Annotated in this window: 20 protein-coding genes; 17 read left to right on the top strand and 3 right to left on the bottom strand. The window is 74.6% G+C overall.

From position 1 onward, the window contains the following. Positions 1–104: 104 nt before the first annotated feature. Complete coding sequence (locus SCATT_RS04500; protein WP_014141748.1) at positions 105–1130, top strand: HAD hydrolase-like protein; 1026 nt, start codon at positions 105–107, stop codon at positions 1128–1130. A gap of 36 nt (positions 1131–1166) precedes the next feature. Here the strand turns inward: SCATT_RS04500 and SCATT_RS04495 are convergent, their stop codons facing one another. Beyond that, complete coding sequence (locus tag SCATT_RS04495) at positions 1167–1514, bottom strand: SCP2 sterol-binding domain-containing protein (protein ID WP_014141747.1); 348 nt, start codon at positions 1512–1514, stop codon at positions 1167–1169. Positions 1515–1747: 233 nt separating this feature from the next. Here SCATT_RS04495 and SCATT_RS04490 point away from each other — a divergent pair, with 233 nt between their 5' ends. The 6 genes from SCATT_RS04490 to SCATT_RS04465 all read left to right on the top strand — a co-directional run bounded on the left by SCATT_RS04490 (position 1748) and on the right by SCATT_RS04465 (position 8241). Beyond that, complete coding sequence (locus SCATT_RS04490; RefSeq protein ID WP_014141746.1) at positions 1748–2587, top strand: hypothetical protein; 840 nt, start codon at positions 1748–1750, stop codon at positions 2585–2587. A gap of 316 nt (positions 2588–2903) precedes the next feature. Continuing rightward, a complete protein-coding gene (locus tag SCATT_RS04485) occupies positions 2904–3227 on the top strand; it encodes a hypothetical protein (RefSeq protein WP_014627493.1) in 324 nt (107 codons plus the stop codon). 15 nt (positions 3228–3242) lie between these two features. After that, a complete protein-coding gene (locus SCATT_RS04480; RefSeq protein ID WP_014141744.1) occupies positions 3243–4049 on the top strand; it encodes a TlyA family RNA methyltransferase in 807 nt (268 codons plus the stop codon). Between the two features lie 35 nt (positions 4050–4084). Further along, entirely contained in the window at positions 4085–4996 is a 912-nt protein-coding gene (locus SCATT_RS04475) for an NAD kinase (protein WP_014141743.1), read from the top strand. An 89-nt stretch (positions 4997–5085) separates the two neighbouring features. Then, entirely contained in the window at positions 5086–6804 is a 1719-nt protein-coding gene (recN, locus tag SCATT_RS04470) for a DNA repair protein RecN (RefSeq protein ID WP_041825014.1), read from the top strand. A 282-nt stretch (positions 6805–7086) separates the two neighbouring features. Next, positions 7087–8241: a glycosyltransferase family 4 protein gene (locus tag SCATT_RS04465; RefSeq protein ID WP_014141741.1), complete on the top strand. Its 1155-nt coding sequence runs from the start codon at positions 7087–7089 to the stop codon at positions 8239–8241. A 6-nt stretch (positions 8242–8247) separates the two neighbouring features. Here SCATT_RS04465 and SCATT_RS04460 read toward each other — a convergent pair whose 3' ends face one another. Further along, positions 8248–10074, bottom strand: a complete 1827-nt coding sequence (locus SCATT_RS04460) for a glycoside hydrolase family 15 protein (RefSeq protein ID WP_041824428.1) — start codon at positions 10072–10074, stop codon at positions 8248–8250. Positions 10075–10655: 581 nt separating this feature from the next. Between SCATT_RS04460 and SCATT_RS04455 the strand changes: the two genes are divergently transcribed. The 9 genes from SCATT_RS04455 to SCATT_RS04415 all read left to right on the top strand — a co-directional run bounded on the left by SCATT_RS04455 (position 10656) and on the right by SCATT_RS04415 (position 21883). Beyond that, positions 10656–12368 (top strand): CTP synthase, encoded by a 1713-nt coding sequence (locus SCATT_RS04455; protein WP_078590857.1) that lies wholly within the window; start codon positions 10656–10658, stop codon positions 12366–12368. Positions 12369–12512: 144 nt separating this feature from the next. Further along, positions 12513–13151 carry an NUDIX domain-containing protein gene (locus tag SCATT_RS04450; protein ID WP_014141738.1) on the top strand — a complete coding sequence of 213 codons (639 nt, stop codon included), beginning with the start codon at positions 12513–12515 and terminating at the stop codon, positions 13149–13151. A 153-nt stretch (positions 13152–13304) separates the two neighbouring features. After that, positions 13305–15809 carry a Tetratricopeptide TPR_4 gene (locus tag SCATT_RS04445; RefSeq protein ID WP_014627491.1) on the top strand — a complete coding sequence of 835 codons (2505 nt, stop codon included), beginning with the start codon at positions 13305–13307 and terminating at the stop codon, positions 15807–15809. 248 nt (positions 15810–16057) lie between these two features. Then, on the top strand, positions 16058–17173 hold the full coding sequence (gene ald, locus SCATT_RS04440) for an alanine dehydrogenase (RefSeq protein WP_014141736.1): 1116 nt from the start codon (positions 16058–16060) through the stop codon (positions 17171–17173). 319 nt (positions 17174–17492) lie between these two features. After that, entirely contained in the window at positions 17493–18608 is a 1116-nt protein-coding gene (locus tag SCATT_RS04435) for a ParA family protein (RefSeq protein WP_078590616.1), read from the top strand. Next, positions 18605–19171 carry a hypothetical protein gene (locus SCATT_RS04430; RefSeq protein ID WP_407696588.1) on the top strand — a complete coding sequence of 189 codons (567 nt, stop codon included), beginning with the start codon at positions 18605–18607 and terminating at the stop codon, positions 19169–19171. The genes SCATT_RS04435 and SCATT_RS04430 overlap by 4 nt, the downstream gene beginning before the upstream one ends. Positions 19172–19245: 74 nt before the next feature. Next, on the top strand, positions 19246–20193 hold the full coding sequence (locus tag SCATT_RS04425; protein WP_014141733.1) for a segregation and condensation protein A: 948 nt from the start codon (positions 19246–19248) through the stop codon (positions 20191–20193). Next, complete coding sequence (scpB, locus tag SCATT_RS04420) at positions 20190–20837, top strand: SMC-Scp complex subunit ScpB (RefSeq protein ID WP_014141732.1); 648 nt, start codon at positions 20190–20192, stop codon at positions 20835–20837. Before SCATT_RS04425 ends, scpB begins: the two co-directional genes overlap by 4 nt. Further along, a complete protein-coding gene (locus SCATT_RS04415) occupies positions 20837–21883 on the top strand; it encodes a pseudouridine synthase (RefSeq protein ID WP_014141731.1) in 1047 nt (348 codons plus the stop codon). The genes scpB and SCATT_RS04415 overlap by 1 nt, the downstream gene beginning before the upstream one ends. 31 nt (positions 21884–21914) lie before the next feature. Here SCATT_RS04415 and SCATT_RS04410 read toward each other — a convergent pair whose 3' ends face one another. Next, the gene (locus tag SCATT_RS04410) at positions 21915–22277 is read right to left on the bottom strand and encodes a DUF952 domain-containing protein (RefSeq protein ID WP_014141730.1); all 363 of its coding nucleotides are present in this window, start codon (positions 22275–22277) and stop codon (positions 21915–21917) included. A 364-nt stretch (positions 22278–22641) separates the two neighbouring features. Between SCATT_RS04410 and SCATT_RS04405 the strand changes: the two genes are divergently transcribed. Continuing rightward, the gene (locus SCATT_RS04405; RefSeq protein WP_014141729.1) at positions 22642–23727 is read left to right on the top strand and encodes a prephenate dehydrogenase; all 1086 of its coding nucleotides are present in this window, start codon (positions 22642–22644) and stop codon (positions 23725–23727) included. Positions 23728–23877: the final 150 nt, after the last annotated feature.

Below are 23877 nucleotides of genomic sequence, written 5' to 3'. Positions count from 1 at the left end.
ACGGCCGAAGCGGCCCAAGTCCCCGGTGTTTTCGGGCGTATCGGCAGTGAACGTGACAGTGCTCGCGCGGTGAACGCGAGGCGGACGATGGGAGCGGTACGGCGATGAACGCGCGGACCCGGCCGGGCGGCAGCGAGGAACCGCTGCACGAGGCGTACGACACGGCGTTGCTCGACCTGGACGGGGTGGTGTACGCGGGCGGCCGGGCGATCGAGCACGCCGTGTCCTCGCTCGGGGCGGCCCGGGAGGGGGGGATGCGGCTGGCGTACGTCACCAACAACGCGCTGCGCACCCCGGACGCGGTCGCCGCGCACCTGACCGAGCTGGGCGTGCCGGCCGACGCGTCGGACGTGGTCACCTCGGCGCAGGCGGTGGCCCGGCTCATCGCGGAGCAGGTGGCGCCCGGCTCGCTGGTGCTGGCGATCGGCGGTGAGGGGCTGCGGGTCGCGCTGCGCGAGCAGGGCCTGGAGCCGGTGGACTCGGCGGACGACGACCCGGTGGCGGTGGTGCAGGGCTACGGCGGCCCGAAGATGCCGTGGGAGCGGCTGGCCGAGGCGGGGTACGCGGTCGCCCGCGGGGTGCCCTGGTACGCCTCCAACACCGACCTGACGATCCCCGGGCCGCGCGGCATCGCCCCGGGCAACGGCGCGGCCGTCGAGGTGGTCCGGATCGCGGCCGGCGGCGGCGATCCGCAGGTGGCGGGCAAGCCGCAGCCGCCGATGCACCGTGAGACCATCCTGCGCACCGGCGCCCGGCGTCCGCTGGTGGTCGGCGACCGCCTCGACACCGACATCGAGGGCGCCCACGTGGGCGAGGTCGACTCGCTGCTGGTGCTGACCGGGGTCACCACCCCGGCGCACCTGCTGGCCGCCGAGCCGCGGCACCGGCCCACCTACCTCGCCGCCGACCTGCGCGGACTGCTCACCGGGCACCCGCCGGTCACCCCGCACGGCGACGGCTTCCGGTGCGGCGGCTGGTCGGCCGGCGCGGACGGCGGCGCGCTGCGCGTCGAGGGCGACGGCGACCCCTGCGACGGGCTCAGGGCGCTGTGTGCCGCCGCCTGGACGGCCGCCGGGGATGGGCCCGGGCGGCTGGACGGGGAGAAGGCGCTGGCCCGGCTGGGGTGGTGACGGGCCAGCGGTCACAACACAACATGCGCCGTCGCGTCACAACAGCGTGCGCAGCCGGATCAGGTCGCGGAAGCCCGCCTCCAGCTTGACCCGTCCGGTGGCCCACGCCCTGGCGAAGTCGAGCCGCCCGTCCACCAGGTCCACCAGGTCGTCGCCGGACATGGTCAGGCGGATCTGGGCGCGTTCGTCCGGCGGGCCGGGGACCACCTCGACCCCGGTGACGCGCCCGGCCGCCAGGCGCCCGGTGAAGGTGACGTCCAGATCGGTGATCCGGCAGCTCAGCGAGCGGTCCAGGGCCGCCGCGTCGCGGGCCGGGCCCTGCGCCCGGGTGAGGTTCTGCGACAACCGGTCGAGCGCGCTGCGGCACTCCTCGATGGACGCCATCGGTGGGGCTGCTCCTGTTCCGTGGTGCGTACGTCGCTCGCGCCGGTGCGTACCCGGTCGGCCCGCGCGGTACGTAGCGCTGGGACGCGTACCGCTCGCGCGGACACCGCTCGACCGTACACCGGGCCCCGGTGGGCACCGGCAGACGGCCAGGGGCGGAGTACGAACGCGTGGTGGGGGCACGCGGTAGCGTCGGTAACACGGCGGATACGGCTAGGCGAGGAGTGAGGGCATTGCGTGACGCGTTGCGCACCTGTCTGCAGATCGCGGGCGGGCTGACCGAGGCCACCCGGCGGCGGGCCGCGACGGTCGCCCGGGAACTGGCGGACCAGGCCGGGCCCGCCGTGCACGAGGTCCAGCGCAGGATCGGCGAGCGGATCCCGCCCGAGGTGCAGGTGCTCGCCGACGAGCTGATCGCCTCCGGACGGGCCAACCGCGATCTGCTGGTCGGCCTGATCCGCGAGGAGGTCGACAAGACGATGGGCCGGGTCTCCCGGCTCGCCGACGAGGTGACCAAGGTCGGGGTGGTGCTGGAGGCGCTGGAACGCCGGGTACGCAGCCTGGAGGACGAGCCGCCGCCCGAGCCGCCCCGGCCGGCCGAGGAGCCCGCCGCCCGGCGCGAACGCGTCCCGGTGCGGGAGGAACCCGCCGCGCCGCGCGAGACGCCGCCGCCGGCGGCCGAGCCTCCGGCCGAACGGAAACCGGCCCCCGCCAAGAAGGCCACCGCGGCCAAGAAGGTCGCCGCCGCCCGGCAGACGCACACCGCCGCCACTCCGGGCGGCCTCGCCCCCGCGGCCCGCGCCGCCGCCCGGAAGTCCACGGCACCGCAGAAGAAGGCCGCCCCGGCGAAGAAGGCCGCCGTCGCGAAGAAGGCGGCGAAGAAGGCCGCCACCGGCACCGCCGCGACCCCGGCTCCCGCCGAGAAGACCCCGGCGACGGCCAAGAAGACCACCGCCAAGAAGACCACCGTCCGCCACACCACCAGCAAGGTCACCCCCCTGACCGCGGCCCCGCCGCCCAAGAAGGCACAGCGCGCCCCCCGTAAGAAGACGGGAGGCGACACCGGTGCGTGACCCGGTGCCCGGAGCGGTTGCGCCGACGGCGTCCGGCGCCGCGCTCCAGGACGAGTCCGTGCCGGTTGCCGGTTCCGCCGGTGGGGACGTTCGGTCTGCGGTGGTGTCTGCCGCCGGGCCCGGCGCGGGCGTGCCGCGGGGGGAGTCGGTGGCGGCCGTCGGTTCGGCTGTCGGCGGGGGTCCGCCCGGGGTGGTGGCGTCCGAGGCCGCGCTTCCGGACGAGTCCGTGCCGGTCGCCGGTTCCGCCGGTGGGGAAGTTCGGCCTGCGGTGCCGTCTGCCGCCGGGCCCGGTGCGGGCGTGCCGCGGGGGGAGCCCGTGGCGGCCGTCGGCTCGGTCAAGGCGGCGGCGTCCGAGGCCGCGCTCCGGGACGAGTCCGCGCCGGCTGCCGGATCCGTCCCCGGCGCAGCCGCGCCACCTGGTGGGCCGGAGAGGGCCGCGCGGAGCGCGGGACCGCTGCCGCGTACCGGGGAGGCGGCGGTGGACGCGTTGCTGGACCGGCTGGCCGAGACGGACGCCCTGCCCACCGAGGCGCACCTGGCGGTGTACGAGGATGTCCACCAGGGGCTGCGGGAACGCCTGACGGCCCTCGACCGACGACCCGGGCCACCCGTACCGGCCCGGACCCCGCACGAACGATGAGGAGCTGAACCGCACGTGGCACGACGACGGCTCGACGCGGAGCTGGTCCGCCGTGGACTCGCCCGCTCCCGCGAGCACGCCGCACAACTGATCGCGGCCGGCCGGGTGACCGTAGGCGGTGGCGTGGCCGGCAAGGCCGCCACCCAGGTGGAGACCAGCGCCGCGCTGGTGGTCGCGGCCGACGACACCGACCCGGACTACGTCTCCCGCGGCGGTCACAAGCTGGCGGGCGCGCTCGCCGCCTTCGAGCCGCTGGGGCTGACCGTGCAGGGCCGGCTCTGCCTGGACGCCGGCGCCTCCACCGGCGGCTTCACCGACGTGCTGCTGCGGGCCGGGGCCGCCCGCGTGGTGGCCGTGGACGTCGGCTACGGCCAGCTCGCCTGGTCGTTGCAGAAGGACGAACGGGTGGTGGTCAAGGACCGCACCAACGTCCGCGAGCTGACCTTGGAGCAGATCGGCGGCGAGCCGGTCGACCTGGTGGTGGGCGACCTGTCGTTCATCTCGCTCGGGCTGGTGCTGCCGGCGCTGGTGCGGTGCGCGGCCCCCGACGCCGATCTGGTGCTGATGGTCAAGCCGCAGTTCGAGGTGGGCAAGGAACGGCTGGGCAGCGGCGGCGTGGTGCGCAGCGCGCAGTTGCGTGCCGAGGCGGTGCGCCACGTCGCGGCGCAGGCCGCGGAGCTGGGGCTGGGCGCCCTCGGGGTGACCGCCAGCCCGCTGCCCGGACCGTCGGGCAACGTCGAGTACTTTCTGTGGCTGCGCGCCGGGGCGCCGGAACTCGACCCGGAGGATGTCGACCGTGCCGTAGCGGAGGGGCCCCGTTGAGCGGATCGAGTGGTACGTCGGGTGGGACGCGGGATGTGACGAGGGGCGGGGCGGCCGGTGAGCGCACCGTCTTCCTGCTGACGCACACCGGCCGGGCGGCGGCGGTGCGCAGCGCCGAACGGGTCGTCCAGGGGCTGCTGCGCTGCGGGATAGGGGTGCGCATCCTCGCCGAGGAGGCGGTCGACCTGACGTTGCCGGCCTCGGTGGACGTGGTCCAGCCGCGGCCGGACGTGGTGGACGGCTGCGAGCTGCTGGTGGTGCTCGGCGGCGACGGGACGCTGCTGCGCGGCGCCGAGTTCGCCCGGGCCTCCGGGGTGCCGATGCTCGGCGTCAACCTCGGGCGGGTCGGCTTCCTCGCCGAGGCCGAGCGGGACGACCTGGACAAGGTGGTCGACCGGGTGGTCACCCGCGCCTACGAGGTCGAGGAACGGATGACCCTCGACGTCCTGGTCCGCGAGGACGGACGGGTGGTGCACACCGACTGGGCGCTCAACGAGGCGTCGGTGGAGAAGGCCGCCCGGGAGCGGATGCTGGAGGTGGTCACCGAGGTGGACGGCCGTCCGGTCTCCGGCTTCGGCGGCGACGGGGTGGTCTGCGCGACCCCCACCGGCTCCACCGCGTACGCCTTCTCGGCGGGCGGCCCGGTGGTGTGGCCGGAGGTCGAGGCGCTGCTGATGGTGCCGATCAGCGCCCACGCGCTCTTCGCCAAGCCGCTGGTGACCTCCCCGAACTCGGTGCTCGCCGTCGAGGTGCAGCCCAAGACGCCGCACGGTGTGCTGTGGTGCGACGGGCGCCGTACGGTGCCGTTGCCCGCCGGGGCCCGGGTGGAGGTGCGCCGCGGGGCGGTCCCCGTGCGGCTGGCCCGGCTGCACCACGCCTCGTTCACCGACCGGCTGGTGGCCAAGTTCGCGCTGCCGGTCGCCGGCTGGCGCGGCGCGCCCCGGTAGCGCGCCGGGACGCCGTCCGGGCGGTGACCCAAGGCGCAGCGCAACCCGGGCGCACCGCACCCGCTATCGTCGGGGGCGTGCTGGAGGAGATGCGGATACGGTCCTTGGGCGTCATCGAGGACGCAGTGGTCGAGCTGTCCCCGGGGTTCACGGCGGTGACCGGTGAGACCGGCGCGGGCAAGACCATGGTCGTCACGAGCCTCGGGCTGCTGCTCGGCGGACGGGCGGACGCGACGCTGGTCCGCAACGGGGCCAGGTCGGCGGTGGTCGAGGGACGGATCGTGGTCGGCGCCGACTCCCCGGCGGCGGTACGGGCCGAGGAGGCCGGTGCCGAGCTGGACGACGGCGCCCTGCTGGTCAGCCGCACCATCTCCGCCGAGGGGCGCTCCCGGGCCCACCTCGGCGGCCGTTCCGTCCCCGTCTCGCTGCTCGGGGAGCTCGCCGACGACCTGGTCGCCGTGCACGGCCAGACCGACCAGCAGGGGCTGCTGCGCCCGGCCCGGCAGCGCAAGGCGCTCGACCGGTACGCCGGGGACGCGGTCGCCGTGCCGCTGGCCAAGTACGCCTCCGCCTACCAGCGGCTGCGGGAGGTCTCCGCGGAGCTGGAGGAGCTGACCACCCGGGCCCGTGAGCGCGCCCAGGAGGCCGATCTGCTGCGGTTCGGGCTGGGCGAGATCGGCGCCGCCGAGCCGCGTCCGGGGGAGGACGTGGAACTGGCCGCCGAGGCCGAGCGGTTGGGCCACGCCGAGGCGCTCGCCTCCGCCGCCGCCGCCGCGCACACCGCGCTCGCCGGTGACCCCGAGGACCCGGAGGGGGTGGACGCGACCACCCTGGTCGCCGGGGCCACCCGCGCGCTGGAGGCGGTACGGGCGCACGACCCGGCGCTCGCCTCGCTGGCCGACCGGCTCGGCGAGATCGGCATCCTGCTCACCGACGTCGCCGGTGAACTCGCCGGTTACGCCGACCACCTGGACGCCGACCCGCTGCGGCTGGCCGCGGTGGAGGAACGGCGTGCCGTGCTCGCCCAGCTCACCCGCAAGTACGGCGCCGACATCGACGCGGTGCTGGCCTGGGCCGAGCAGAACGCCGGCCGCCTCGCCGAACTGGAGGGCGACGACGAGCGCATCGAGGCGCTGACCGCCGAACGCGACGCGCTCCGCGCCGAACTGGGCGAACTGGCCCAGGCGGTGACCGACGCGCGTACCGCGGCGGCCGACCGGTTCGCCGCCGCCGTCACCGCGGAACTGGGCGAACTGGCCATGCCGCACGCCCGCATCACCGTGGCGATCGGGCAGAGCGACGACCCCGAGGGCATCGAGGTGAACGGGCGCACCGTGGCCTACGGTCCGAGCGGCGCGGACGAGGTCGAACTCCACCTGGCCCCGCACCCCGGGGCCGCCCCCCGGCCGATCGCCAAGGGCGCCTCGGGCGGTGAGCTCTCCCGGGTGATGCTGGCGGTGGAGGTGGTCTTCGCCGGTTCCGATCCGGTGCCGACCTACCTGTTCGACGAGGTGGACGCGGGGGTGGGCGGCAAGGCCGCGGTCGAGGTGGGCCGCCGGCTCGCCCGGCTGGCGAAGTCCGCCCAGGTCGTGGTGGTCACCCACCTGCCGCAGGTGGCCGCGTTCGCCGACCGCCAGCTGCTGGTGGAGAAGACCAGCGACGGCTCGGTCACCCGCAGCGGCGTACGGGCGCTGGACGGTGAGGAACGGGTCCGGGAGCTGTCCCGGATGCTCGCCGGCCTGGAGGACTCCGACACCGCCCGGGCGCACGCCGAGGAACTCCTGGCGGCGGCCCGCGCGTCACGCTGAGTCACCGGCGGCCACGTCAGCCGGGGTACCGGCGACCGTGGCCGCCGGGGACGCCGGGGGTTGACGCTCCGCGCCGTCGTGGCCGCCCAACGCCGTCGTACCCGACCCGGCGCCCTTCCGGTAACGCCACTCGTACGGGTGACACGGGAGCGTCCGGGCGCGGGGGTGACGCGGTGCGCCGGGCGAGTGGGACTGTGGTTGTCGTATCCGGCTGGCATCCTGGAGCCGAACCACCTGTCCGCCCAAGGCCGTTCACCGTGACCGACACAGGAGCCGACCTTTGTGAGCAGTGCATCGATCCCGTCGCGCGGACCGCTGCGTGCCGTCCAGGTGTTCGCCGGCGCGCCACGGGGCACCGCGGCCGGGGTGCTCGGTGACCACGTCGGCTCGCTGGCCGGCGGGCTGACGGCGCGTGGGGTGGAGGTGACGGTGTGCGGCCCGGCCGACGCCGCGGTGATGCACCACTGCGTACGGGCCGGTGCCCGCTTCGCCCACGTGGAGACGGCCCGTCAGCCCGGGCCGTGGGGCGACGCGTTGGCCGTCGCCGCGCTGCGTCCGGCGCTGGCCGGTGCCGGGGTGGTCCACGCGCACGGGCCGCGGGCCGCGTTCCTCGCCTCACTGGCGGTGGCCGGGCGCAAGCCGCTGGTGGTGAGCTGGCACGGGGGCGCCCCGCACGGCGGCGGACGGCTGCTGCGGCTGATGGAGCGCCGCGCGGCCCGGTCCGCCGCGGTGGTGCTCGCCGCCTCCTACGAACAGGTCGACCGGGTACGGCGGCTCGGCGCCCGGGACGTCCGGCTCGCCCCCGTCGCGCCCCCGCCGCCCGGTGACGAGGTGCCCGCCGCCGAGGCCGAGCTGCTCCGCCAGAAGACCCGGGCCGAACTCGGCGCGGTGGAACGCCCGTTGGTGCTCTCCGCCGGACGCCTGGAGGAGCACAAGGGGTACGACCTGCTGCTGGACGCCGCCGTGAGCTGGCGGGCGCTCGACCCCCGGCCGCTGGTCGTGGTGGCCGGCGAGGGCAGCCGCCGGGGCCCGCTCCAGCGCCGGATCGACGCCGAGGACCTGCCGGTGCGGCTCGTCGGCGACCGCGACGACCTGCCGTGGCTGCTGTCCGCCGCCGACCTCGTGGTGCAGCCCGGCCGCCGGGAGAGCCATCCGCACGTCGTCCAGCACACCCTGCGCGCCGGGGTGCCGCTGGTGGCCACCGCGGTCGGCGGCGTCCCCGAACTGGTCGGCGACGCCGCGGTGCTGGTGCCCTACGGCGAACCGCGCACCCTGGCCCGGGCCGTCACCGCGCTCCTCACCGACCCCCGGGCCCGGGCCCGCCTCGCCACCGCCGGCCCGGCCCAGGCCGCCACCTGGCCCACCGAGGACGACACGGTCGCCCAAGTCCTCAGCCTCTACGACGAGTTGACGCTGCCCGGCCCGGCGGCCTGGTGACCGGGCCTAGCCGCCGTACGCGCCGCTGGCGGTCAGCCGCAGCGCGGTGTCGATCAGGGGCACGTGGCTGAAGGCCTGCGGGAAGTTGCCCACCTGGCGCTGGAGGCGGGGGTCCCACTCCTCGGCGAGCAGCCCGAGATCGTTGCGGAGCGACAGCAGCTTTTCGAACAGGGCCCGCGCCTCGTCCACCCGGCCGATCATCGCCAGGTCGTCGGCGAGCCAGAACGAGCAGGCCAGGAAGGCGCCCTCGTCACCGGGGAGGCCGTCGACGCCCTCGTCGGTGCCCTCGGTCGGATAGCGCAGCACGAAGCCACCCTCCACCGTCAGCTCCCGCTGGATCGCCTCGATGGTGCCGATCACCCGCTTGTCGTCCGGCGGCAGGAAGCCCACCTGCGGGATGAGCAGCAGCGAGGCGTCCAGCTCCTTGGAGCCGTAGGACTGGGTGAAGGTGTTGCGTTCCTTGTCGTACCCCTTGTCGCACACGTCCCGGTGGATCTCGTCGCGCAGGTCCTGCCAGCGCTCCAGCGGGCCGTCCACCTCGCCGGACTCGATCAGCTTGACCGTGCGGTCCACGGCGACCCAGGCCATCACCTTGGAGTGCACGAAGTGCCGGCGCGGGCCGCGCACCTCCCAGATGCCCTCGTCCGGCTCCTGCCAGTGGTCCTCCAGGTACTGGATGAGCTTGAGCTGGAGCAGGCTGGCGTAGTCGTTGCGGGCCAGCCCGGTCATGTGGGCCAGGTGCAGCGCCTCGCTGACCTCGCCGTAGACGTCCAGCTGGAGCTGGTGGGCGGCGCCGTTGCCGACCCGGACCGGCTGCGAGCCCTCGTACCCGGGCAGCCAGGACAGCTCGGTCTCGCCCAGCTCGCGCTCACCGGCGATGCCGTACATGATCTGGAGGTTCTCCGGGTCGCCGGCGACCGCGCGCAGCAGCCACTCGCGCCACGCCCGGGCCTCCTCGCGGTAGCCGGTGCGCAGCAGCGACGACAGGGTGATCGCCGCGTCCCGCAGCCAGGTGAACCGGTAGTCCCAGTTGCGCACCCCGCCGATGTCCTCCGGCAGCGAGGTCGTCGGCGCCGCCACGATGCCGCCGGTCGGGCCGTACGTCAGCGCCTTGAGGGTGATCAACGACCGCACCACCGCGTCCCGGTAGGGGCCGTGGTACGTGCACTGCTCGACCCAATCGCGCCAGAACTCCTCGGTGGCCTGGAGCGACCCGGCCGGATCCGGCAGCGCCGGCGGCTCGTGGTGGGAGGGCTGCCAGCTGATGGTGAACGCCACCCGCTCGCCCGGGGCCACCGTGAAGTCGGCGTAGGTGGTCAGGTCCTTGCCGTAGGTGGGGCACTCGGTGTCGAACCACACCGAGTCGGGGCCCGCCACGGCCACCGTGCGCCCCTCCGGCGTCTGCGCGTCGTTCACCTTGTGCACCCACGGCACCACCCAGCCGTACGAGAAACGCATCCGCAGCGCGGAGCGCATCGGCACCCGGCCGCTGACCCCTTCCACGATGCGGATCAGCTGCGGGGCGCCGTCCCGCGGCGGCATGAAGTCCACCACGCGCACGGTGCCGCGCGGGGTGTCCCACTCCGACTCCAGCACCAGCGAGTCACCGCGGTAGCGCCGCCGGGTGGCCGGCGCCGGACCGTCGGCGGGGTTGTGGGCCGGGCCCAGCCGCCAGTAGCCGTGCTCCTCGGTGCCCAGCAGCCCGGCGAAGACCGCGGGGGAGTCGAACCGGGGCAGGCAGAGCCAGTCCACCGTGCCGTCCCGGCAGACCAGGGCGGCGGTCTGCATGTCACCGATGAGTGCGTAGTCCTCGATGCGCCCGGCCACGTGCATCTCCAGTCGAACAGTCGAACTTGTAGAACCGATCCGAAGGACGGTTGATTTCCAGGTCTGGCGGATTTCGACGAACCCGGCTCCGGTGCCCCCTGGTGACCGTGGACCGTCCGCCGCTGTGTCGTACGCGCCGAACGGGGACCGCGGCTCAAGGAGGCGGCGGGGATGGTGCCGTGCCGGCCGGCTCGCAGTGGGCCCCCACCCACGCCTTCGTCGGCGACAGGAGGGAGTGTCCGAGCAGAATACGACGGGAGGGCGGGCGGTGTGCGAGTCCTGGCCGAGCCGGGGTGCGCCGGTCGGGTGAGCGAAGGCCGACCGTAATACCGCGTGCGCCGCCTGCGCAGGCCACGGCGTGGTGATGTCCTTCACACGGGTGAGGCGCGGCGGCCTCCGGTGACCGCCGCGCGGGGTGCCGTCGGGCGCGTCGGCGGTGAGCCGCTGATACCCTGGTAGCCCGTGGGCCGGTGGGCTGAACCACTGAACCGCCGCGACGGCTCCCTCCGCACCGAGCCGTCCGCCCTCCACCTAGCGACCACGGGAGCCCCCTCTTGGCACTGCCTCACCCTGGCAAAGCTGCGTCCATCCGAAGTGCCGGCACGACCAAGCACATCTTCGTCACCGGGGGTGTGGCGTCGTCGCTCGGCAAGGGGCTCACGGCCTCCAGCCTCGGCGCGCTGCTGAAGGCGCGCGGACTGCGGGTCACCATGCAGAAGCTGGACCCGTACCTCAACGTTGACCCGGGCACGATGAACCCGTTCCAGCACGGCGAGGTCTTCGTCACCAACGACGGCGCCGAGACCGACCTGGACATCGGCCACTACGAGCGCTTCCTCGACGTCGACCTGGACGGCTCCGCGAACGTCACCACCGGCCAGGTGTACTCGACGGTGATCGCCAAGGAGCGGCGGGGCGAGTACCTGGGCGACACCGTCCAGGTCATTCCCCACATCACCAATGAGATCAAGTCCCGGATCCGCCGGATGGCGACCGAGGACGTGGACGTGGTCATCACCGAGGTGGGCGGCACCGTCGGCGACATCGAGTCGCTGCCGTTCCTGGAGTCGGTGCGCCAGGTCCGCCACGAGGTCGGCCGGGACAACGTCTTCTTCGTGCACGTCTCGCTGCTGCCCTACATCGGCCCCTCCGGCGAGCTGAAGACCAAGCCGACTCAGCACTCGGTGGCCGCGCTGCGCAACATCGGCATCCAGCCGGACGCCATCGTGCTGCGCGCCGACCGCGAGGTGCCCACCGCCATCAAGCGCAAGATCTCGCTGATGTGCGACGTGGACGAGGACGCGGTGGTCGCCGCCATCGACGCCAAGTCGATCTACGACATCCCCAAGGTGCTGCACGGCGAGGGCCTCGACGCCTACGTGGTCCGCCGCCTCGACCTGCCCTTCCGCGACGTGGACTGGACCCAGTGGGACGACCTGCTCAAGCGGGTCCACGAGCCGGCCCACGAGGTCACCGTCGCCCTGGTCGGCAAGTACATCGACCTGCCCGACGCCTACCTGTCGGTCACCGAGGCGCTGCGCGCCGGCGGCTTCGCCAACAACGCCCGCGTCTCCATCAAGTGGGTCACCTCCGACGACTGCCGCACCCCGGCCGGCGCCCGGGAGCAGCTCGGCGACGTGGACGCCATCTGCATCCCCGGCGGCTTCGGCGAGCGCGGTGTCGAGGGCAAGGTCCAGGCGATCACCTTCGCCCGGGAGAACAAGGTGCCGCTGCTCGGGCTCTGCCTGGGCCTGCAGTGCATCGTGATCGAGGCGGCCCGGGTGCTCGCCGGGATCACCGACGCCAACTCCACCGAGTTCGACCCGGCCACCGCGCACCCGGTGATCTCCACCATGGCCGAGCAGCTCGACATCGTCGAGGGCAAGGGCGACCTGGGCGGCACCATGCGGCTCGGCCTCTACCCGGCCAAGCTCGCCGAGGGCTCCATCGTCCGCGAGGTCTACGGCGGCGAGCCCTACGTCGAGGAGCGCCACCGCCACCGCTACGAGGTCAACAACGCCTACCGCGCCGAGCTGGAGAAGAAGGCGGGCATCGTCTTCTCCGGCACCTCCCCGGACAACAAGCTGGTGGAGTACGTGGAGTACCCGCGGGAGGTCCACCCCTACCTGGTGGCCACCCAGGCCCACCCGGAGCTGAAGTCCCGGCCGACCCGGCCGCACCCGCTCTTCGCCGGCCTGGTGGCCGCGGCGGTGCGCCGGCAGACCGAGGACCCGGCCGGGGCGGTGCCGGCCGCCGCCCCGGCCGGGTCCGCCGACTCCGCCGGGTCCGCCGAGGGCTGAGCCGCCGCACCGGGCCGGGCCGCCGCACGCCGCCCGGCCCGGTCGTCGCGTTCGACCCCGGCCACGCCGGGTAACCGGCGTCACGTCAGCACGAAACCGTCACGGACACCGCCGTTCCGTCCGGCACGAAGGAACCGAGGAGCCATGGCCGACCACGCGCTGCCGTACGACACCCCCGAGGAATGGCCGGTCACGGCCACCGAGACGCCGTTCTCCGGCAAGGTCACCGGAGTGCGTACCGATGTCGTGCGGATGCCCGACGGCAGTACCGCCCGCCGCGACTACCAGACCCACCCCGGGTCGGTCGCCGTGGTCGCCCTCGACGACGAGGAACGGGTGCTGGTGCTGCGCCAGTACCGCCACCCGGTGCGCCACCGGCTGTGGGAACTGCCGGCCGGGCTGCTGGACGTCCCCGGCGAGCACCCGCTGCGCGCCGCCCAGCGCGAGCTGTACGAGGAGGCCCACCTCAAGGCCGACGACTGGCGGGTGCTGGTGGACATCTACAGCACCCCCGGCGGCTCCGACGAGGCGATCCGGGTCTACCTCGCGCGCGGTCTCGCCCCGGCCGAGGGGGAGCGCTTCGAGGCCGCCGAGGAGGAGGCCGAGTTCGAGTTCGACCGGGTGCCGGTGGCCGAGCTGGTCGGTCAGGTGCTCGCCGGTGAGCTGCACAACGCGTGCCTCGCGGTGGGCGTCCTCGCCCTCCAGGCGGTGCTCACCGGGGACGGCCCGGACGCGCTGCGCCCCGCCGACGCCCCCTGGCCGGCGCGCCCGTTCCAGCCCTGACGGATTCGGCGGCCGATCAATTCATCGGTTGATCGGCTGATCCGTCGGGGTGATCACCTTCTGGTGTGTCCGCCGCCGGCTGCCGATCATGGCGCACCCGGTGAACTACGCTCGTGCGCGCAGGGACGCAGCAGTCACGACGGGAGTGTGCCGGTGGCCGATCACGAGCTGGGTGCCGGGGCTTCGGCGGCGGCCGGCTCCGCCGTCTTCGTCGGCCGCCGCCGTGAGCTGGCCGAACTCCACGCCGAGATCGACCGCCCCGGGCTGGCCGCGTTGCGCGGCAGCGCCCCGGCCGCCGCCCGGGTCCTGCTGATCGCCGGCCGCCCCGGCTCCGGCCGCACCACCCTGGCGCTGCGCCTCGCCGCCGAACTCGCCGCCCGCTACCCGGACGGCCTCCTCTTCGCCCGGCTCACCGGGGCCGACGGCACCCCGCTGCCGGCCGCCCGGATCGCCCGCGACCTGCTGCGTTCCTGGCGGTTGCCGCCCCGCCCCGCGCCGGTGCCCGGCCTGCCGGCCCAGGCCGCCGGCGCCCCCGCCGAAGCGTCCCGGCCGGTCGCCGCCGTGCCCCCGGCCCGCGCGGTCCCGGCCCCCACGACCACCTCCGTATCGGCCCCCTCGGGTCCGGCGCCGTCGTCCGGGGCGGGGGACGCGTCCGCCGGGCTGTCCGCCTCGTCGGGTGCCGCGCCTCGCGGGGCGGCGGCTTCAGCCCGCGCGCGTACCGCGCCCGCTGATCCGTCCACTTCTACCGGGGCGCCTACTGCGCGCGCCGATCGCTCCGCTTCGCCCAGCGCGGAGCACGCCGCTCCGTCGAGGGTGTCCGGCGTGTCGATGCCTGCCGGGGCGGCGGCTTCGTCGGGGAGGCCCGGCGCGTCGCCGGGCGCGGCGCCTGCCGTTCCGCCCGGGAGGCCGGGTGGGCCGACGGGTACGGCGTCTGCCGGGGCGCCCGGCGTAGGCGGCGCGTCCGTTTCGTCCGGCGCGCCGGCGCGTGCTCCGTTCGCCGGAGGCGGGGATGTCGTGGGGGATCCGGTGGGGGTGCTGCGGGCGGCGGTCGAGGGGCGGCGGGTGCTGGTGGTGTTGGACGACGTGGCCGAGGGCGGGCAGGTCGCGGAGGTGTTGCCCGGGGGGCCGCAGGCGTTGGTGGTGGCGACGTCGAGGGGGCCGTTGGCGGGGGTCGCCGATGTGCGGCCGTGCGCGCTCGGGGGGCTCGACGCGGGGGCCGCGGTGGAGTTGATCACGGAGGTGGCCGGGGCGACCCGGGTGACGTGTGATCCGGCCGCCGCGGAGGCGTTGGCGCGGCAGTGCGAGGGCAACCCCACCGCGCTGAGGCTGCTGGCGGGCTGGATGGCGGCCCGTCCGGGGCGGACGGTCGGCGACGCGCTGGCCGAGGTGAGCCGGGTCGCCGAGGCGGAGACGGACGTCTCGCCGGTGGCGCGGGCGTTCCGGGTGGTGTACGCGGCGCTGCCGGGGCCGGCCGCCCGGCTCGCCCGGTTGCTGGCGATCGCCCCGGACGCCACCGTGGACGACCAGTTCGCCTCCGCGCTGGCCGGGTGCGCGCCGGCCGCGGCGGGGCGGATGCTCGACGAGTTGCTGACCCACGGCGTGGTGCGCCCCGGCCCGGACGGCACCCGCCTCGTCCTCGGCAGCCTTCAGCCGCTGCTCGCCGCCGAGCTTGCCGCGCGGGAGCGTCCCGCCGACGTGACCGTGGCCCGGGCCCGCATGCTGGAGCGGGCGGTGCGGTTGCTGCGGTCGTGCCGGGGCTACGCGGAGCCGCTGGGGTCACCGGCCCGCAAGGCCGCCGCGGAGTTGCCCAAGGAGGTGCGCTTCCCCTCCGCCGAGGCGGCCGACCGCTGGCTGCGCGAGCGGTTCCCGGTGCTGCTGGCGGCGGCCCGGATCGCGGTGGCCGACGGCGAGCTGGACACCCTGGCCCGCCGGCTGGCCGTCGCGCTGCTGCGGGCGCTGGAGGCCCACCGGCAGGCCGCCGACCGGGTACCGGAGCTGTACGAGCTGCACGGACTGCTGCTCACCGTGGCGAAGCGGCACGCCGAGCCCCGGCAGCAGGCGGCGGCGCTGCTGGAACTGGCCGACCTCGACGCGCGGCGCGGCCGGAGCGCCGAGGCGCTGCGCGGCTACCGGGCCGCCCTGGACGCCGCCCGGGCCGGCAACGACCCGCTCGCGCAGGGCCGGGCGCTCGAAGCGCTCGGCGACGGCTACCGCGAGCTGGGCGACGCGGAACGGGCCGCGGACTGGTACGGCCGGGCGCTCACCCTACGGCTGGGCCGGGGCGACCTCGCCGCCCAGGTACGGCTGCACGGCCGGCTCGGCGCGCTGGCCACCTCGGCGGGGCGAACCGCGGTCGCGCTGCGCGAGTGGCGGTCCGCCGCCGCCGTGGCCCGGCGCGCCGGCGATCCGTCCGGCGTCGCCCGGGCGCTGGCCGCCACCGCCGTGGTGCAGGAGCGGTCCGGGCAGCCGGAGGAGGCGCTGCGCACCGGCCAGGAGGCGCTGCACTGGGCACGGCAGGCCGGCGACACCCGTACCGAGGGGACGATCCTGCTGCGCATGGCCGACGTCCTGGACCGGCTCGGCGATCCGGCCGGGGCGCGCATCCAGCGCGAGGCGGCCGGCCGCCTCCTCCAGCCGCACGGCGCCCCACCCGCCTGATCCTGCGCCGCCGCCCGCCCCTCACCCTGGGACAACAAGACGCCATCCGGAGGGACAGCCTACGAATCTGCCAATGCCTTCCGCGAAACTATTCACTTTGTAAGGCTAGACAGCGCGTCTCCCTTCATTAGACTTGGCTCAGCCGCAGTCAACGCGGTCGGTTCCGGGCGTGCGCCCACATGTCACTCATATGTCCTGGCATGTCCGGACGTGTATCTGCACTCTTCTCAACAAGGACCGTGATCCACGTGAAGGTCGGTATCCCCCGCGAGGTCAAGAACAACGAGTTCCGCGTCGCCATCACCCCGGCCGGTGTGCACGAGCTCGTGCGCAACGGGCACCAGGTCTTCGTGGAGCAGGGGGCCGGCCGCGGCTCCTCGATCACGGACGACGAGTACACCTCGGCCGGTGCGCAGATCCTGGGCACCGCCGACGAGGTCTGGGCCACCGCCGATCTGCTGCTGAAGGTCAAGGAGCCGATCGCGGAGGAGTACCACCGGCTGCGCAAGGACCAGACCCTCTTCACCTACCTGCACCTGGCCGCCTCGCGGGAGTGCACCGACGCGCTGATCGAGTCCGGCACCACCGCCATCGCCTACGAGACCGTCGAGCTGGCCAACCGCGCGCTGCCGCTGCTGGCCCCGATGTCCGAGGTGGCCGGCCGCCTCGCCCCGCAGGTGGGCGCCTACCACCTGATGCGCTCGGCCGGCGGCCGTGGCGTGCTGCCGGGCGGCGTCCCCGGGGTGGCCCCCGCCAAGGCGGTCGTCATCGGCGGCGGCGTCTCCGGCTGGAACGCCACCCAGATCGCCGTCGGCATGGGCTTCGAGGTGACCCTGCTCGACCGCGACATCAACAAGCTGCGCGACGCCGACCGGATCTTCGGCACCAAGGTCAAGACCGTGGTCTCCAACGCCTTCGAGCTGGAGAAGGCGGTCCTCGAGGCCGACCTGGTGATCGGCGCCGTCCTCATCCCGGGCGCCAAGGCCCCCAAGCTCGTCACCAACGAGCTGGTCTCGCGCATGAAGCCGGGCTCGGTCCTGGTCGACATCGCCATCGACCAGGGCGGCTGCTTCGAGGACTCGCGCCCCACCACGCACGCCGAGCCCACCTTCCCGGTGCACGGCTCGATCTTCTACTGCGTGGCCAACATGCCCGGCGCGGTGGCCAACACCTCCACCAACGCGCTGACCAACGCGACCCTGCCGTACATCGTCTCGCTGGCCAACAACGGCTGGCGGGAGGCGCTGCGCCGGGACGCCGCGCTGGCCAAGGGGCTCAACGTGCACGACGGTCAGATCGTCTACCCCGAGGTCGGCGAGGCGCACGGCCTGCCGGTGACCGACCTCAACAGCCTGCTGGGCTGACAACTGGACGGCGGGTGACGTACTTTGCGTCACCTTGTGCCAACACCGCCGCACCGGCCGGGTCTTGTCCGTCAAGACCCGGCCGGTGCGCTTGCGGTGACCTTCGGCTGGATTCCGCCTATTCGCACCGCGGCGAAACTTCGCGGTTGGGGTGGTTGGACCCTTGACAGAGCGGTGTTCCGTTGCCGACACATCGCGCCGTCTCCGGTGGATTGTGTTGCTGCAGACCGCCGACACGCCATAGAGTCGCCAACCGTCGGCATGGTGTCACGCTGACCTATCTAGAAGTTTCCTGGTCACCAAGGAGGTAAGACGACTTGTGAATGAGTCGACATTTGCTCCCGGGGGTGGTCAGCCAGGAACGACCGTTCAGGGTCCGAGCCCGACGCGGCTCGCGGCCGTAGGATCTGTCGCGGTCCGCACTTTCGCGGCTCGCCGGCCCGATGCGAACCCGGAGACGCACCCCACGCACGCCATGTCGCCATACGAGGAAGACCTTACGGACGGTCAGTTCTACGACCCGGACGCGGAGTACGAACCCGACCCCGAGTACGCGGCCACCCTCGCCCCGGACGTGGCCCGCCAGCGCCGCGAGCGCGTGGGTCCGACCGGCCGCCCGCTGCCCTACTTTCCGATCCCGTCCCCGCTGAGCGAGCACGGGCCCGCCCAGATCATCGCCATGTGCAACCAGAAGGGCGGCGTCGGCAAGACCACGTCCACCATCAACCTGGGTGCCGCCCTCGCCGAGTACGGCCGCCGGGTGCTGCTGGTCGACTTCGACCCGCAGGGCGCCCTCTCCGTCGGACTGGGCGTCAACCCCATGGAGTTGGACCTGACGGTCTACAACCTCCTGATGGAACGCGGCATGTCGGCCGACGAGGTGCTGCTGAAGACCGCCGTGCCCGGCATGGACCTGCTGCCCAGCAATATCGACTTGTCGGCCGCCGAGGTCCAGTTGGTCAGCGAGGTGGCCCGCGAGTCGACCCTGCAGCGCGCCCTGAAGCCGCTGATGGCCGATTACGACTACGTCATCATCGACTGCCAGCCCTCGCTCGGTCTGCTCACCGTCAACGCGCTGACCGCCGCCCACCGGGTGATCGTTCCGCTGGAGTGCGAGTTCTTCGCGCTGCGCGGGGTCGCCCTGCTCACCGAGACCATCGAGAAGGTCCGCGAGCGGCTCAACCCCGAGCTGGAACTGGACGGCATTCTCGCCACCATGTACGACTCGCGCACCGTGCACAGCCGCGAGGTGCTCGCCCGGGTCGTGGAAGCCTTCGACGACCACGTCTTCCACACCGTCATCGGACGCACCGTGCGCTTCCCGGAGACCACGGTGGCCGGCGAGCCGATCACCACCTACGCCTCCAACTCGGTGGGCGCCGCCGCCTACCGGCAACTCGCCAGGGAGGTGCTCGCCCGGTGCCACGCCGAGTGAGTCTGCCCGGAGCCGAGGAACTCTTCCGCACCACCGGGGGCACGGCCCTCCAGCCCTCCTCGCCGCGGCAGCACCCGGGCGGCGAGGCGGGCGGGCCGGCCGGCACCGAGCGGCTGCGGCCGGTCCCGGCACCGGCCGCCGGGCCCGACGCGGCCCCGGCCGGGCAGGCCCCGGGCGAGGCACCCGCCGACGCCGACGCCGCGGCCCGCGACGACGGCCGGCCGGACGCCGCCGAGCACGCCCGCGGCAACGCGGCCGAATCCTCCCCCGCCCGCCGCCAGCAGCCGCAGGAACGGGTGGTCGCCCAGCAGCAGCGCGGCCGACGCCGCGGCAGCCAGAACCGCCGCCCCAGCGGACGGGAACGCCACGACGAGAAGATCACGGTCTACGTCTCCGCCGAGGAGCTGATGGACCTCGAACACGCCCGGCTGGTCCTCCGCGGCGAGCACGGACTCGCCGTGGACCGCGGACGGATCGTGCGCGAGGCGGTCGCCGTGGTCCTCGCCGACCTCGAATCGCGCGGCGACGCCAGCATCCTCGTGCGCCGCCTGCGGGGACGCTGACGCGCCCGGCGGTAGTGTGCCGGTCCGGCGCGCCCGCCGGGCCCCTCCGCCGTTCCCCCGTTCCCTGGACCGTCATGCCGCACCCCCGCCCCGCCCGCCGCCCCCTCGGCCACGGCCCGGCCCAGGAGCCCCCCGCCCCCGACGAAACCCCCGACGAGACCCCCGACGCAACGCCCGACGAAGCCTCCGACACCGAGGCCGACCCGGGCGCCGACGGGCGGTTCACCGTCCGGCTGGCCAACTTCGAGGGGCCGTTCGACCTCCTCCTCCAGCTGATCTCCCGGCACAAACTGGACGTCACCGAGGTCGCGCTCTCCAAGGTCACCGACGAGTTCATGGCGCACATCCGGGCCATGGGGCCGGACTGGGACCTGGACCAGACGACCGAGTTCCTGGTGGTCGCGGCGACGTTGCTGGACCTGAAGGCGGCCCGGCTGCTGCCCGCCGCCGAGGTCGAGGACGAGGCCGACCTGGCGCTGCTGGAGGCCCGCGACCTGCTCTTCGCGCGGCTGCTGCAATACCGCGCGTACAAGCGCATCGCGGAGATCTTCGAGGAACGCCTGACCACCGAGGCCCGCCACCACCCCCGTACCGTCGGCCTCGAACCCCACCACGCCGAACTCCTGCCGGACGTCGTCATCAGCATCGGCGCCGAGGGGTTCGCCCGGCTCGCCGCCAAGGCGATGCAGCCCAGGCCCAGGCCGCAGGTGTACGTCGACCACATCCACGCGCCCCTGGTCAGCGTCCGCGAGCAGGCCGCGATCCTGGTCGCCGCGGTGCGCGAGCGGGGCAAGGCCACCTTCGCCGATCTGGTCGCCGACGCCCCCGACACTCTCACCGTGGTCGCCCGGTTCCTGGCGCTGCTGGAGCTGTACCGGGAGAAGGCCGTCGCCCTCGACCAGGAGCAGGCGCTCGGCCCGCTCACCGTACGCTGGACCGGCGGCACGGGACCGGACACCGCCGCGCTGATCGGCGACGAGTTCGACGGCTCGCCCCCGGCGGGCCAGGATGGACCCCGATGACCACCACCGATGACATCGCGCCCGGCCAGGCCCCGGCCGACGTCGCCGCCCTCGCGCTCAAGCCCGCGCTCGAAGCCGTCCTGATGGTGGTCGACGAACCGGCCACCGAGGCCGACCTGGCCCGGCTGCTGGAACGGCCGCGGCGCGCGGTCGCCGACGCGCTGCGCGAGCTGTCCGACGAGTACGCCCGCACCGCCCGCGGCTTCGACCTGCGCCTGGTCGCCGGCGGCTGGCGGTTCTACACCCGGCCCGAGTACGCCGCCGCGGTCGAACGGTTCGTCCTCGACGGCCAGCAGGCCCGGCTCACCCAGGCCGCGCTGGAGACGCTCGCGGTGGTCGCCTACCGCCAGCCGGTCAGCCGTTCCCGGGTCGCCGCGGTGCGCGGCGTCAACTGCGACGGCGTGATGCGCACCCTCCTCCAGCGCGGACTGGTGGAGGAGGCTGGGACGGAACCCGGAACAGGTGCGATCCTGTACAGGACGACGAACTACTTCCTGGAACGGATGGGCCTGCGCGGCCTCGACGAGCTGCCCGAGCTGGCACCGTTCCTCCCGGAGGCCGACGCCGTCGAAGCGGAATCCGCGGAAGCGCTTCCGTCGTTCGACCCGGACGCCCCCGAACCGACCTCGACTACGGAACATTGATGCGAAGCAGCGGCAGGAACAGCGGTAACCGGAACTACCGTGGCGCGGGCGACAACCGCGACGACAAGAACAGGCGCGCGGGCCGGCCGCGTCCGGAGGAGCGCCGTTACGACGTCGGCCAGCCCGGTGCCGCCGGCCGCTCCGGCAAGCCCGGCCGTCCCGGCGCCGGCCAGCCCGCGGCCGGCAAGCAGGCGGGCCCGCGCAAGCAGACCGGCGGCCGTACCGCCCCCGCCCGCCCGCGCGAACTCGACGCCCAGATAGAGGAGCGCAACCGGGCCCGGCACGACCGTCCGGCCCTGAAGCTCCCCAAGACCTTCGGCGAACCCGAGGGCGAGCGCCTGCAGAAGGTGCTGGCCCGGGCCGGCCTCGGCTCCCGGCGCGCCTGCGAGGAGCTGATCGAGCAGCGCCGCGTCGAGGTCAACGGCAAGATCGTCACCGAGCAAGGGCTCCGGGTCGACCCGGAGAAGGACGAGGTACGGGTGGACGGGCTGACCGTCGCCACCCAGTCGTACCTGTTCTTCGCGCTCAACAAGCCGGCCGGGGTGGTCTCCACCATGGAGGACCCGGACGGCCGCCAGTGCCTGGGCGACTACGTCACCAACCGGGAGACCCGGCTGTTCCACGTGGGCCGGCTGGACACCGAGACCGAGGGCATCATCCTCCTCACCAACCACGGTGAACTGGCCCACCGGCTCACCCACCCCCGCTACGGCGTCACCAAGACCTACCTCGCCGCCATCCAGGGCCCGCTCCCGCGCGACCTCGGCAAGCGGCTCAAGAGCGGCATCGAGCTGGAGGACGGCTACGCCCGCGCCGACAGCTTCCGCGTGGTGGAGAACACCGGCAAGAACTACCTGGTCGAGGTGGCCCTGCACGAAGGGCGCAAGCACATCGTGCGCCGGATGCTCGCCGAGGCCGGGTTCCCCGTCGACAAGCTGGTGCGCACCCGCTTCGGCCCGATCGCGCTCGGCGACCAGAAGTCGGGGTGGCTGCGCCGGCTGACCAACACCGAGGTCGGCATGCTCATGCGTGAGGTCGACCTCTGAGCAACGCCCCGACAGCGCCGGGCGGCGGCACTCAGGCCCACGCCCGCAGCCGCACCGCCCGGCCCTCGTCGTCCCGCTCCACCTCCAGCATCCCGGCCACCGCGCCCCGGTTGATCCGCCCGTACACGTGCGGGAAGCGCACCTCGGGGCCGGAGCCCGGCGGGGGCGCCGGGCTGGCCGCCTCCCAGTGGACCGGGGCGTCGAGCGCCTCCTCGTCGATCATCAGCACCATCAGCGGGCCGACCGCCTCCCGGTAGAAGGCGTCGGCCACCGCCAACGCGGTCGCCTCGTCCGGCGAACAGTGCACGTACCCCTCCTCGGCCAGCGAGGCCGGGGTGTACGGGCGGTCCGGGATGCGCAACCAGTCGTCCAGCGGAACCACGTGGTAGATCATGCGCACCGTTCTACCCGACACCCCGCCCCCACCGCGCCCGTGCCCCTCGGCCCCGTCGGCATCCCCGTGCGGGTCGGTGCCCCCGGGCGGCTGTGTCGGTCCGCGTTCCCGTGCGGGTCGGTGCCCTCGGGCGGCCGTGTCGGTCCGTGTTCCCGTGCGGGGCGGTGTCCTCGGGCGACCCGGCTCGCCCGCGATCCCGTCCGCGCGGGCCGTGACGCGGCACCACCGGGTCCACCCGGTTCCCGCTCGCGGGCGGACGGGCGGGCCGCCGCGTTTCCGCTCGCGCGGGCGGATCCCGGGGCGACCGCCGCGTTCGGCCCCGCCCCGCGCACGTCGGGGCGGGGGGTTAGGGCAGGATGGCGGCATGCGTACCGCCGTCGTCATAGGCACCGGCCTGATCGGAACGTCCGCCGCACTGGCGTTGACCGCGCGAGGGGTCGTGGTGCATCTGCGTGACGCGGACGCGGATGCCGCGCGTACCGCGGCCGCGCTCGGGGCGGGCACGGCGGAGCCGCCCGAGGGGCGGGTCGACCTGGCGGTGGTCGCGGTGCCGCCGGCGTACGTGGCGGCCACCGTGGCCGAGGCCCAGCGGGCCGGGGTGGCCCGCGGGTACCTGGACGTGGCGAGCGTCAAGGGCGGGCCGCGCCGCGACCTGGAGGCGCTCGGCGGCGACCTCAGCCGTTACCTCGGCACCCACCCGATGGCCGGGCGGGAACGTTCCGGGCCGCTGGCCGCCACCGAGGAGCTGTTCGAGGGCCGCCCGTGGGTGCTCACCCCGACCCCGGAGACCGACACCGAGGTGCTCAACCTCGCCCTGGAGCTGGTCGCGCTGTGCCGGGCGGTGCCGGTGGTGATGGACGCCGACGCCCACGACCGGGCGGTGGCGCTGGTCTCGCACACCCCGCAGCTCGTCTCCAGCATGGTGGCGGCCCGGCTGGAGCACGCCGAGGAGACCGCGGTGCGCCTGTGCGGGCAGGGCATCCGGGACGTGACCCGGATCGCCGCCTCGCGGCCGGCCATGTGGCTCGACATCCTGGCCGCCAACCCCGGCCCCGTCGCCGACGTGCTCGCCGCGGTCGCCGCCGACCTCACCGGGACCGTCGAGGCGCTGCGCGCGCTCCAGTCCGCCGACGAGGACAAGCGCCGCACCGGTGCCCGCGGCATCGAGGACGTGCTGCTGCGCGGCAACGCCGGACGCGACCGGATCCCGGGCAAGCACGGCGCCGCCCCGGCCGCCTACGAGACGGTGGCCGTGCTGATCGGCGACCGCCCCGGCGAGCTGGCGCGGCTCTTCGCCGACGCGGGCGCGGCCGGGGTCAACATCGAGGACCTGCGCATCGAGCACGCCACCGGGCAGCAGGCCGGTCTGGTCCAGCTCATGGTGGAGCCCCGGTCGGTCGCCGGGCTCACCGCGGCGCTGCGGGAACGCGGCTGGTCGATCCGCGGGTGACCGCGCGCCCGCCCCGGCCGGCCGCCCCCCCGGCGGCCGGCCGACGGCACCGGCACGGGAGCCCGGGCCCGGCCGGTAACCTTGGGGGATGGCGTCGGCCCGGCGCCGTACCCCGCCCCCCGCATCCGGTTCACGAGGAAGGCCCCAGCG

It is taken from the genome of Streptantibioticus cattleyicolor NRRL 8057 = DSM 46488 (assembly GCF_000240165.1).
Taxonomy (GTDB): domain Bacteria; phylum Actinomycetota; class Actinomycetes; order Streptomycetales; family Streptomycetaceae; genus Streptantibioticus; species Streptantibioticus cattleyicolor.
This window is presented reverse-complemented; position numbering and strand designations above follow the sequence as displayed.